This window comes from Clostridium yunnanense (assembly GCF_016595795.1).
GTDB classification, from domain to species: domain Bacteria; phylum Bacillota; class Clostridia; order Clostridiales; family Clostridiaceae; genus Clostridium_AR; species Clostridium_AR yunnanense.
Genome location: NZ_JAENHN010000010.1, coordinates 135909 through 149430, shown reverse-complemented (window position 1 = coordinate 149430; position 13522 = coordinate 135909). Strand labels below are relative to the sequence as shown.

The window sequence follows — 13522 nt, the reverse complement described above, 5'->3', positions numbered from 1 at the left end:
ATATTGTTTTATATCGATATTTATAATTAAATACTTATTTTGCTAATAAATAAAAAGGTCACTGAAGCGATTTTCTTCAGCAACCTTTTTTGCTCATCTGTCTTTTCTAAACGTATCTAAGAATCTTACAGACCACACATTCTTATTTTTTTATTGAAGTATCTTAACTCCTTCATTCACTGCTTCTACTCTATTCTTAACTCCAAGCTTTGAATATATATTTATTATATGAGTTTTTACGGTGGATACAGATATAAATAGTTTTTCTCCTATTTCTTTATTGCTTAACCCCTCTATTAGAGCTCTAAGAACTTCTATTTCTCTTGAACTTAATATTAGAGTATTTTCGCTTGCCCACTCTACTATACTCTCTAGCTTTTTAAGAAATGTCCTATTATCCTTATCCTCTACCAGTTGTTCGTTAAATTTCTTAAATATTTTATTTAAGAGCTTTTTATTTATATAATAAGGAAATAAAATCTCTTCTTCTCTACAATAGAATACTGCTTCCCTTAAAATATTTATAAGCTCCCTATTTCCACTAGTCTGAAGCTTATCTAAAACTATTGCCTTCCAGAGTAAAGAGTAGACTAGTGAGTATCCAGCTCTATTTTTTCTACTTAAAAATGCTACATCCTTAAATACTTCTAAACTTTTTTCATATTTTCCTAAATGGAAAAGCGCCACTCCGTAAGTTATACCAATAATCCCTTTATAACTGGAGTTCTTATACATATATTCATAAGTATCAATAAATTCATCATACTCATGTTTTTTTATCTTTCCTTCGTTTGATAATAGTCTTATCCTTAATGCCATCATTTGAATATATACATAACTTCCCTTTTCGTACTTACTTATGTCACTTAATAGCTCCTCACATTCGTGAATATTTCCTTTAATGTATTTTACCTCAGCTAAATTATACTCGATACCAATCTTTAATGAACTAAAAGCATCTCTTCCATCCAAATCGTTAAGCAAATCCTTAGCCTCTACTAAAAGTTTTTCTGCTTCTTTATACTTAAGCTGTTTTATATATACCCCTGGCAGTCCCACAGTTTTGAAAATCTTAAAACAAGCTTTATTATTTTTACTATTGATTAAGCTGTTTAATTCTTTATATCCAGCTTCACTTTCATGTAGCCTACCCATTTCTTCCAAAAGAGAAATTCTATTATATTTACACATCAATTCAACATAACTGTTTTGTAGCTGCTTATTAGCTTCCTCTATCAGTTGCAACATATCAAAAGCTCTTGAGCATTCTCCCCAAAAGCCTAGTATCCATGAAGCTAATATATAATAAATAGTCTTTGTGAGTATATTTAAGTTTTCATCAATTTCTCTAGATAATTCAAAATAGAAATTATCTGTTGCAGAATTATCCAATATAACGGTAAATAACCTAATAGAATTTAAAAATTCATTATTAGAAACCTCTTTTATGGAACTTGCTATAATATTACATCTTTCATAATCTAAATTTAGATAATTAAAAAATATAGCTATAAGAGTTAGATCCATACTCTTACTATAGTACTCTAGAGGAAATTCATTTAGTAGTTTAGTAGAGACAAGATGTTGTACATTCTTCTCTATAAGCCTTAATCCATCATCATACCTGCCCCAGTTAATAAAAATATTCAGTGCCTCATCATAGTTTTCATCTTGTATTAAGGATTTAGTAAGTCTATCAATGGTTTCACTTTTAATATTAGCTTCATATTTATCAAACAGCTCTAGTAAATGCTGCCTCAAAACATTGTGATATCTGTATATCCTTTTTTCTTCATCTATAGAAACTATAAGCATGTTCTTTTCTATTAATTTCTCTATGATATCAAAACCATCTTTTCCTGCTATACTGCTATAAATACTAGGATTAACATAGCTTATAGGAGATGTTTTAATAAGAAAATCTTTTTCTTCTTGAGATAGACTTTTCATGATTTCATTATTCATGTATTCTATAAATAACTTGTTATTTTTAGGTACATTCTTTATAGTTTTATTACTATTTGATACAGTTAGGAAAAGCTTAATTGCACCTATCCATCCTTCTGAGCTTGAGTATATTTCTTTTATAAGCTCATCACTAATCTGAACCTTGCTGCTATTTCTGATAAATTCCTTACTTTCTTCGAAGGTAAGATAAAAATCTTCTGAGTTAATATCAACAATTCCACCCTTCATAAGAATATTTCCTAGGTAAAGCGGTATATCATATCTGGAGATTAACACAAAGTGTATATTATCTGATGAATTAGCTATAAAGTATTCTATAGTTTCTAAAAGAAACTTATCTTCTACATAATGAAAGTCATCTAGTACGATAAATAGTTCTTCTCTGCCCAAAAGCTCATTGATCAAAGACGATATTAATTCGAATATATCCTCCCTATTTACTAATGGATTTATCATATCTATATATAGTTTTAAGTCTTCAAGCTTATCACTTAACCCATATAGTACATAAGTCCATAAGTATGATAAATCATTACTATTTTCATCCAAAGAAAGCCACATATGATTTTCTTTATCTTTTACATAATTAGAAATAAGCGTACTTTTACCAACAGCTGCTCCACCTTTTATAACTGCTAACTTACATTCTGAAATAGAATTAACTTTATTCTGTATACTCTTACTTCTATTAACTAAACTAGTACTTTTGGGCCTTATTAATCTTGTATAAAGAATACTTTTCACTATAATCACCTTTAATCACTTCTAGAGTTCCTAACTCAACTATTAATTTATACGTGCCCGATAATCACTAGAGGCCGTATAATTTTGTTATATTTATTATACCATATGCAATACCGGAATCTCTTAATTCCTAACTCAACTATTAAGCTATGCGTGCACGATAATCACTAGAAGCCGTGATTATCGAACATGTATAACTTAAGTTTCGATATACGAATCCTTTAATTATATCTTCTCATCTTGAATCTAGTGATCAAAAAAGATAGGCAAATCATCATCAAAGATACTATTAACACATTTGATAAACTGATATAATTTAATCCTTTTCCATTCTCTAAGGACATGGTGAAATTTAATATATGCCTTTGGGGAAACAGCTTTCCAATAGCGCTTATTAAACTATTATTAGATATTGTGAAAAAGCTTCCTGCAATAAGTGTAGTTGTTATATTAAGCATAATACCTAACATGCTAGCACTTTCCTCATCTTTAACAATAGAGGATATCAGCAAACCATAGGCTGCAGCAAGCAGTGATAAGATAAATACTATGAAAGCTAACTCTATAGCTGTTACTGCTGTATCTAGATTTAGTAATAACTTCGCTAATATAGTTACTGTTAGCGTAGGTATAAATATCATCACAAAAACCGAGGCAAAATGACTTGCTACATACTGCTCATAGGTTATATTAGAGCTAATAACTCTGTTTGATATGCCTTTCTTATCATTAAAGAAAAACTTATAGAGCATTACTCCAAGTGCAAGCACAAACATAGTTAAAAACCCTACTATATTAGCTGCTACCCCTCTTTTTTCACCTTCTTTGATAACCACTTGTTCTCCATTTAATAGCTTTTCTAGTTTCTCTTTAAAATTGTTATCCTTTATAGTATCTACTGCAACCTTGCCATTATTAAAGGTTAAGACTGCATCATACTTATTCTTTACTAGATCCGAAAGTGGTACATCCTCTTTAAGCCTTATCATATTTATTTCATTAGACTTTAAATTTATATTATCAGCTCCAACCACTCCTATATTGGCTTTTGTAATCATGCTGCTAGAAAAATAAATCGCAGCTGCTATGACTATTGGAGTTATTACTAAAGGCGTTATTAAATAAGCCTTGCTAGTTACCATCCTATATAAAATCCCTTTAATTAGCTTTAACATCTTTTTTCTCCTTTATATATAATCTTCAGGCTTATAGTTAAAATGCATGATAAATAAACTTATAATCGATAACAATATCAGTACAAGCACAATCATATTATAATTTTGAAAATTGTTATCATATATCACACTAAAGGATACATTTAAAATCCACTTTAATGGAGATACATTAGATATATTACTTACTACCTTCCCCAAACTATCCACTGGGAAGAATATCCCTGATAGCAATGCAAATATACTAGCTATATTAGAAAGTATCATATTAGTAAGTTCTTCAGTCTTTAAGATTACGCAAACTGCTCCTCCTATAGTAACTGTAAATAATAAAAAAGCTCCAAATAATATAAGAATATATATAAAGTTATTTCTTCCAAAGTTAACAAAATTAAAGTACTGCATTAAGATCATGTTTATAGAAAAACTGATCCCCATAAATAGATAAGAAGAAATTATCTTAGACATGTATATAGCTACCTTTGAAACTGGTGCATAAGCTATCCTCATATTTCCCCTTCTAAGCTTCTTCTCCATAAAGGTATTGGGTGTTATAGTTATGGAGGTTATCACCAAATAAAGCATCATGGTTACACCATAATAATCATAAGAACTTACTCCCCTTCCCCCGTAAAAACTTGAGAGTATGAAACCAAATAAACCTACCAGCGCCCATGGATAAAAAACACATACCGTTACAATCACAGGTGTTGTGATAAGATTTTTAAAGTCTTGTTTTATAAGCTGCCCTAAAATCATTTTCCTTCACCTCTACTAATCCCTTAATTTTTTTCCTGTTAGCTTTAAGAATACCATCTCTAAATTTCCCTCTTCACTTGTTATGTGATTTATCTTTATTCCTTTATCAATTAGTCTTAAAATTATCTTATCTAAGTTTTCTATCTCCTTAATGGTTGTAATACTTAAAAATCTATCACTGACCTCAACCTTTTGGATGCCTTCTATCTCATATAAGAAATCTGCTTTAATGCCATCCTTATTAATAGCTTCTATTGAAATCTTATATAATCTTGTATTTTTATAGCTTTCCATAAGTTCGCCTATGGTTCCTTCAGCTATCTTAGTACCGCTATCCATTATGATTACTCTATCTGCAATCTCTTCTACCTCTTCCATATAATGAGTTGTATATATTATAGTTGTCCCTTTGTCTCTCAACCTTTTGATTGACTCAAGTATATGATTTCTTGATTGAGGGTCTATTCCTACAGTAGGTTCATCTAATATAAGTATATTAGGCTTATGAGCGATAGCACAAGCTATATTAAGTCTTCGCTTCATTCCTCCAGAGAAAGTCACTGGTTTACTATCCTTTTTATCTTCTAATCCAACCATCCTAAGAGCCTCTAATACTGCTGCTTTTAATTCCTTTCCCTTTAATCCGTATAAGGAAGTGAAGAACTCAACATTTCTAAATGCTGATATCTCTTCAAATATAGCAAGCTCTTGAGGTACTATGCCTAGGCTAGATTTAATCATTTTTTTATTTTTATTTATATCAGTCCCAAAGAACTTAATTTCTCCTTCATCGTGTCTTAGTATAGTTGATAAAATACTTATTGTAGTACTTTTCCCAGCACCATTGGGTCCTAAGAAACCTAATATTTCTCCTTTGTATAAATCAAAACTTAATCCATCTACAGCTTTATTTTCTTTATAATATTTTTTCAAATCTTTTACTTCTAATATTTTTTCCATCACTCTCACCTCTGATATAAATATTACGCTCTAGACCATCTATCTGTAATCAACCGAAAGGTTGATTTATAACACTATAAAAAAATAAAGGCTTATCAACCTCTCAACAAACCTATTTCTAATAAATATATATTTTCTATAAATTTATTAAATAAAAATATTCATAAATTAGAGGATTATGTAAATATATGTCGAATATTACCATGCAATAATTTTTTAGCGATTGGAGTTAGACATATGAAAAAATCTTATGAAAAAGCTTTTTTAATCATTACATCAGCAGTAATTTTTATACTGCCTTTAATAGGAAGTCTTCTTAGATGGGGCGGACTACCACCTGGATATGGTCTGTTTCCAGCTCAAAAGGTCGTAGAAGCACCTGGATTTAGCGTAATTTATTTCACAGCTGGGGTGCTTTTAACATTATTTATCTTTAGCTTTCTTATATTTCCTAAGTTTTTTGGTTTTAAGAAACCCCTTGTAAAAGCTTCCGTTAATAAGAAATTTAAATACCCTTTATGGTTTTGGTGGAGTATACCTGTTCTATGCAGTAGTTGGTTCCTTATGTGGACTAGAATAAAATTTTTTGCTCCTTTGTCTGCATATGCCTTTGTACCTTTATGGTGGTCATTTATATTGATATTAGATGGTTTAGTTTATAAGAGGAATAGTGGTGTATCCTTGATTTCAAAAAAACCTGGCACTATGCAGCTGTTGGCAGTTGTCTCTTGCCTTAGTTGGTTTGCCTTTGAATATCTTAATTTCTTCGTTATTGAAAACTGGTATTATCCTAATGATTCCATTTTCTCTAACTTCGGAAATATATTTTGGTTCTCATTATCCTATACAACAGTATTACCAGCTATTTTTGAATGGTATCTGCTTTTAAAAACTTTTCCATCTATTCGAAATAGATATAGCTTTGGTCCTAAGATAAGCGTATCTAGGAAGTTTATAATTACATATTATTTGCTAGGAATAGTTCTAGCATTTGGTATGGGTTATTATCCTTATATATTATTTTGGGTGTTATGGGTTGCTTTAGTTCCATTATTATCAGCCGCAATGGAACTGCTCGGTTTATGGACACCTTTAACACCTATAAATGATGGTAACTGGTCACCGGTAGCTTTAATAGGTTTAGCAACTTTATTAAACGGATTCTTCTGGGAGCTATGGAATTATGGAAGTGGATATTTCCATCAAGATATGCCTACAAACCCAAACTTCTGGAAGTATACAGTTCCTTATTTAGATAAAGTACATATTTTTTCAGAGATGCCTATACTAGGTTATTGTGGTTATTTATTTTTCGGAATAAATTGTTGGATTATATGGCTAATTTGTGCCTATATTTTTAATTTTGACCATAAATTTGATATAACAGAAGATCTACATATTGTAGAAAGTATAGATAATATTCCAGATTCAATTGATGAAAAACAAGTAATTTAATTTAATGTGATTTTAAACATCTTTTGTTTTTTATGAAATGCTATATAATATTAATATACTAATTTCGTGGGAGGGTAACCTATTTTATGAATAACACATTAACAGCGGAAAATATGAGGAAATTACAAGAAGAATTAGAATATAGACTGACTACAAAAAGAGCTGAGATTGCAAGAGAAAAACTAGAAGCAGCTGCACATGGTGATAGATCTGAAAATGCAGAGTACAAGGAAGCTTGTGCTAACTATAGAGAAAATGACAATAGAATTCAATACCTAATGACCATGATTTCAACAGCCATTATTGTAGATGATGAAACCATAGATAAATCAGTATTAGGTCTTAATAGTAAAGCTAAAGTTAAATTCGTAGAAGATGATTTCGAAACTGTTGTAACCTTAGTAACTACAATGGATTTAGATCCTGATAACATGATGATAAGCATCGAATCTGACTTAGGAAAAGCTTTATCTGGTAAGAAAGCTGGAGATGTAGTTGAAGTTAATGCTCCTGGAGAAAATTATAACGTAGAGATATTAGAAGTATTGCAGGAAAAATAAAAGAATAAGATGCAATTATATATATATATAATCATGTATGAAGAATTAGTAACTTCACACATGATTTTTATTTTACCAAATTTAATTATTGTTAAAGTCTCTTTATTCCGAAAATATGACATTTCTGCATAACATGCTTATACATAGTACTTCTCCATGCTAAATCCACGGCCTTTTACCTCATTAACCCTATTAATGATCATAAAAGCTTTTGGATCTATGGATAAAACCATCTCATTCAATTTTGATAGTTCTCGATTTGATATAACAGTAAGAACTACCAAGTTATCATTGTGAAAATATCCGGTCTCCGCATGAATTAAAGTTGATCCTCTATCTAGATATTTAATTATCATCTGATTTATTTCCTCATACTTATCACTTATAATCTTCACCTGAGTTCTAGACTGTCCAAGTAATAAGACCTTATCAAGCACTACAGTATAAATTAATACTAATAAAATACCATATAGAACCTGCTCTTTATTTGCAAAAAGCATTTGAGACATAAGTATAGTAAAATCTAATGCATACATAACCACTGACACTGGCAACCCAAGCTTTTTATTTAACACAAGCGGAGGTATGTCCATTCCTCCTGTAGATGCACCTGCTTTTATAACTATTCCTATGCTAAACCCAATCATTATTCCTGCATAAATTGTTGCTAACAGATGATCTGAAGTCATATTTTTTAGTTCAGGAATAGTCTGCAAAATCCCTAAGATAAAAGGATAATAGAAAGTGCTAATAAGGGTAGTAAATGCAAATTTCTTTCCGAGAACCAACGCCCCTAATACGAACATACTTATATTAAATATAGAAACAAATATGGTAATAGGCACATTGAGCTGATGATAAAACAACAGCGCCAAACCAGTTGTCCCACCTGTAATCAACTCAGTAGGAAGTATAAACATAGTCACTGCCAAAGCATATATTGTATTTCCCAGTAAAATCAATAATATATTTCTTATTAAAGCTGAGTATTTCTTAAGCATCAAATGTTTTCTCCTTAAATATTTTGTTGTATAAACCTCTTATGTTCAAATCAATAGTATAATCCTATTTATTATAGCTCAATACTCTAATTTCTTAAACCACTTAAACAACAACTATTGTTATAAAAAAAGTGGTGAAACTAGTAAAAATTTTTATAACTTGCTATATAGCAAAAAAGAGTATAGATATGTTTATTCAACAAAAATATCTATACTCCCAATTATCTTTATTAATCTCTATAAATTATTTAGAAGTCTTTATGTCGTTTAAAATTATTAGTAGCCTTTAACTTAACTCAGGTTACTGCCCTGCAACAAAGGTAACAGTGTATTTCTTTATAGTCTTTCCATCTGCTGCTGTCACAGTTATTACAGCCTTCTCTCCTACTTTGCAAGCTTGCTTTATCATAAGCTCTGCACCGTTTATACCTCTATGATCATTAACCTTTGCAGAAACCAACGGTACTCTATTTGTTCCAAAAGGTACTTTATAAGTGTAATCCAAAACCTCTGGCTTGAAATTATCTATTTCTTTATCTCCCACACATATTCTGCTTAGAGCTGCATCTGTGTTTGGTAAGATCTTAAAATACAAGGTATAGATTCTATGGTTTCTTCCGTCAGCAGAAGTTACATGAATTGCTGCAAAAGAATTCAAACAACCAGCTTGTTTTATATTTATTTTTGCATTAGCATCAGTTGAAGTAGCCGTTATAACAGGCTCTTTAGTTGTATATGGTATGCTTACCACAGTAATCAAATCACCTTTAAACTCAGTAATTGCCTTACCATCAACAGTTATTTTAGTTAAGGTAGCATCATTTTTAGAAGCAGCTACAAACTTAACACTATAAACGTTAGTAGTAACCCCATCTTCTGCTGTTACTTTTATAGTAGCAGTTCCATTTACAGTACCTGCTTGAGTTATCTTCACTGTCTCTATAGCCTTTGCTGCCTCTGCAGAAACCACAGGAATTTTTGTTGTTCCAGAAGGTAATGTAATGGTATATGCTTTTTTACTCGGATCAAAGCCTTCTAAAACCTTTCCATCTATGCTTATATTCTTCAAGTATGCATCTGTATCCTTTGGAATTTCTACTGTAAAGTTAATAGTATAGTCTTTAGTTGTCACACCATCTTCTGCTGTTACTACCACCTTAGCTGTACCTGGTAATGCTTCTGGTTTTGTTACTACAGCCACTGCTTTATCTGTATCCTTTACCACTGGATTTATTTCTGGTACTACCTTAGTTCCAGCAGGCAGTTCTACACTATAATTAGTTGTGTTTTCATTAAAGCCAGCTATTGTGCTTCCATTAACCTTTAAATCACTTAAAGCTGCCTCCGTGTGCTTTGGAACATAAGTGGCTGCAGAAACATTATCATACTTAGCATCAACATACCAAGTTCTTAAGCCTATAGCTCCAGAAATGTAGCTTGCATCAATTTTATCTATTATAGGAGTATCCATATTATCTACATAAACTTTTATACTTGATCCAATTGCAACTACCTTCATATGATAGCTCTTTCCTGCTTCAATAGTCATTGGTTTAGTATCTAAAAAGGTCCAAGAACCGTTTGATTTACCTAGTACTACTCCAGTAACATCTCCATTCTTTCCAAGTCCAGCATAGTAGCCTTTATAGCTATCAGCTCCTACTCCTGGATTACTTATTCTAAACAATACCCCTGCATTGTTGTTAGGTTGAATAGTCCCTAGTGTTATATCTGTCTCATAGGTGAAGTCATAGAAGTTTGTATTTTGTGCTATGGCTTTTCCACCGCCATTTGCTTGAACTATATATTTTCCATCTGCTACAGACCAATTTCCTCCAAAGATATTCCACTGACTTGCAGTGCCATTATCAAAACTGTCCTTAAAGGCTGTGCTGGTTATAGGCTTATCTGTAAGCACTCTCTTTCCTATTCCTACATCTATTCCTTGTCCTGCTGTTATCTGATGGCAGTGTACTGCAATAACATTGTCTGCATTAATTTTTATTGCTTTCTTAGCAACATCATTCATATCTAGTAATACGTAATCTGTAGAGTAACCTGTTGCTTTTCCTGCCAAAATTCCATTTATATAAATCTCGCAATCTTCATCATGGAAAAGATTAAAGCATAAGCTATTGATGTCTTCAGTTGTAAGATTTCCAGGATTAAAACTCTTCCGCATCCATATATCTGATGTACTCCAATTAGTTCCAATTGATATTCCAGGAGTGATTGTTGTACCAAATCCTCCTTGAGCTGAAGTCCATTGAGAATCATTAAAGTTTGAAGAATACCAATCTGTTGCTGAATTAGTTGTAGTATACTTCCAAGTCTGCTTTTGTGATTTTGAAGTAGGTAATACTTCATTATAATAAGAAAGTTTATTAACAACCTTTTCATTGGAAGCCTTAATCTTATTTACGTCGCATTTCATCTGTCTGTCATAAGTCATTAAACCGTTCACTTCATTTTCTACATCAGTTATCTCAGTATACACTGCTGCACTTAAGCCATTATTGGTCTTGTAGGATAGTAAGTTATTAGCATATACGTCATATAGATTAGTCAATTCATCAGAGTTATTTACCATAATATAACTTGCTGATAGAGCTTCATTCCATTGATGCTGAGGAATCTTAAAGCCTATACCTCCATATTCCCCACAAACATTAACTTGGGTTGTACTGCTAGGACACGCTGGAGGTGGATAACTATGAACATCATAAATATCTCCTGCATTAGCATATGGTCCTCCACTTCCTTGGTTTATAAGTCTTGACTTATCAAGATTTGCTACTATACTTACAATACGAGCTGGTTCATATTGACCTTGCTCCTCATTAAATACACACCACATGATAATAGATGGGCTATTCCAGTGAGTCTGTACCATACGTTGTAGTTCTAATTCATATTGTGGCTTATCTACTGGAGGAGGATTACTCATATAAGAATCAGCAGAAGGCATATCCTGCCAAACTAGGATTCCTAGCTTATCAGCCCAGTAGTACCAACGAGCTGGTTCTACCTTTATGTGTTTTCTCACCATATTAAATCCTAAAGCTTTTTCCTGTTCTATATCAAACTTTAAAGCTGCATCTGTTGGAGCTGTGTAAAGTCCATCAGGCCAGAAACCTTGATCCAAAGGTCCCATCATAAACGTATCTTTATTATTTAAGAATATTTTATTAACTCCATTTACCTGATTAACAGCTATCTTACGCATTCCAAAGTAGCTCTTTACTGTATCTATAACTGTAGAGTCTTTCTTTAGATCAACTTTAAGATCGTATAAGAAAGGATTATCTGGAGACCATAACTTAGCATTTGGAATTGGAATATACAAAGCAGTATTTGCGCTTCCCTCAACCTTTCCTGCCACAGTTGTTCCATCATAAGCTGTAGCTGTAACCACAGTTCCTTCAGCTGCTCCTGCTGTATTTACCGTAAGCTTTAACTTACCTCCGTCTACATCTGGTTCTATCTTTAAATTCTCTATATTTGAAGCTGCTGCAACTGGTTCAAGCCATGCAGTCTGCCAAATTCCACTAGTTGATGTGTACATGATTCCACCTTGATGCAAGGTTTGCTTTCCTCTTGGTTCTCCTAATGCATCTGTTGGATCATATACCTTTACAATTAACTCTTGTTCTCCTGTTCCCTTTAGATATGGAGTAATATCATAACTAAATGGATCATAACCACCCTTATGAATTCCTACACTTGTACCATTTACAAACACCTCTGATTGCCAATCCACGGCACCAAAGTTTATGATTATTTTTTTGCCATTCCAATTTTGAGGTAATGTGAATAATCTTCTATACCATGAATAATCATAATGAGTCATTATTCCTGATAAGGCTGATTCCATAGGATATGGAACAAGTATTTTCCTTGTTAAATCCTTTCCAACTGGAACTGAATCGCTTGCAGTTCCCTCCTGGAATTGCCATAAGCCATTTAGATTCTGCCAATCAGCTCTCTGCATCTGCATTCTTGGATACTCTGGAAGAGCGTTATCAGGGGTTACCTCTGCTGCCCACTTTGTCATTAAAGGCGCCTGTTGCTTTTCCCACTTCTCATATGCAGTAACCTTTACAGTAGCTGAAGCTTCTGCTGTTGTTCCTGATACGGTTCCAGTAACTACTACAGTCCCAACCTTTGAGAACAACGATGTATCACTAAAATCCCAAGCTACAGGAAGTTGCTTCTTTGTACCATCACTATAATTTACATTTACAGTACTAGGTAGATTTGGGTGCGCATATTGCTGGCAAGTTCCTGTAACTGGTTCTACAGAAGAGGTTACTATAGGCACATTACTACCATTAGGCTGATAAAAACATTCTACTGGTACAACTTGCTTTGGCTGGCTTGCACTTGACCATTGAAGCTTTAAGTCTGCTCCACCTGTTGCCTGGAAATACTCTAACTTAAAATCATACTGAACTCCTGCCTTAAGACTTATCTTACTACTAGTTTGAGGAACTTCCCAGTCATTTACCCAGTGGTCAATTATTAATTTTCCATCTACCCATAACCTAAAGCCATTATCACCTATCATATAAAAAGTATAATCTTCACTATATTTAGGTAGTATTTTGCCTGTCCATCTTACTGCACAACCTTCAGTTTGGCCTGTGCGTGCTTTAAGTATATCTGTGAAAGAACTATAAAAATTTATATTCTCATCTATATGTGTAGATACCAAAGCTGAAAAATCTGCTGCAGTTGTAGAACTGCATTTATAGTAGTCACCTTTAAGTCCATGGTAAGCTACTTCTTCATCCTGAATAATTGAGGCTGCTTTTGCTAAACTTGGATTTGTAGTCAATACACAAAGAAGAGCCATCATAATTGATAATACCTTCATAAATTTGCTATACACTTTTCTTCTCAA

Annotated in this window: 8 protein-coding genes; 2 read left to right on the top strand and 6 right to left on the bottom strand. The window is 32.4% G+C overall.

Annotated elements, in window-relative coordinates; translation table 11 throughout:
- Positions 1-150: 150 nt before the first annotated feature.
- The 4 genes from JHL18_RS26435 to JHL18_RS03925 all read right to left on the bottom strand — a co-directional run bounded on the left by JHL18_RS26435 (position 151) and on the right by JHL18_RS03925 (position 5603).
- A complete protein-coding gene (locus tag JHL18_RS26435; protein ID WP_200266344.1) occupies positions 151-2712 on the bottom strand; it encodes a LuxR C-terminal-related transcriptional regulator in 2562 nt (853 codons plus the stop codon).
- A 221-nt stretch (positions 2713-2933) separates the two neighbouring features.
- A complete protein-coding gene (locus JHL18_RS03935) occupies positions 2934-3887 on the bottom strand; it encodes an ABC transporter permease (RefSeq protein WP_200266342.1) in 954 nt (317 codons plus the stop codon).
- 12 nt (positions 3888-3899) lie between these two features.
- Positions 3900-4643 (bottom strand): ABC transporter permease, encoded by a 744-nt coding sequence (locus JHL18_RS03930; RefSeq protein WP_200266340.1) that lies wholly within the window; start codon positions 4641-4643, stop codon positions 3900-3902.
- 15 nt (positions 4644-4658) lie between these two features.
- On the bottom strand, positions 4659-5603 hold the full coding sequence (locus tag JHL18_RS03925) for an ABC transporter ATP-binding protein (protein ID WP_200266338.1): 945 nt from the start codon (positions 5601-5603) through the stop codon (positions 4659-4661).
- 237 nt (positions 5604-5840) lie between these two features.
- Between JHL18_RS03925 and JHL18_RS03920 the strand changes: the two genes are divergently transcribed.
- Positions 5841-7058 carry a hypothetical protein gene (locus JHL18_RS03920; RefSeq protein ID WP_200266336.1) on the top strand — a complete coding sequence of 406 codons (1218 nt, stop codon included), beginning with the start codon at positions 5841-5843 and terminating at the stop codon, positions 7056-7058.
- Between the two features lie 86 nt (positions 7059-7144).
- Positions 7145-7618 carry a transcription elongation factor GreA gene (gene greA, locus JHL18_RS03915; RefSeq protein WP_200266334.1) on the top strand — a complete coding sequence of 158 codons (474 nt, stop codon included), beginning with the start codon at positions 7145-7147 and terminating at the stop codon, positions 7616-7618.
- Positions 7619-7755: 137 nt separating this feature from the next.
- On the opposite strand, the gene JHL18_RS03910 is transcribed toward greA, so the two are convergent.
- Together JHL18_RS03910 and JHL18_RS03905 are read right to left on the bottom strand one after the other, a co-directional pair.
- On the bottom strand, positions 7756-8619 hold the full coding sequence (locus tag JHL18_RS03910) for a YitT family protein (protein WP_200266333.1): 864 nt from the start codon (positions 8617-8619) through the stop codon (positions 7756-7758).
- A gap of 301 nt (positions 8620-8920) precedes the next feature.
- On the bottom strand, positions 8921-13522 hold the full coding sequence (locus tag JHL18_RS03905; protein ID WP_200266332.1) for a PA14 domain-containing protein: 4602 nt from the start codon (positions 13520-13522) through the stop codon (positions 8921-8923).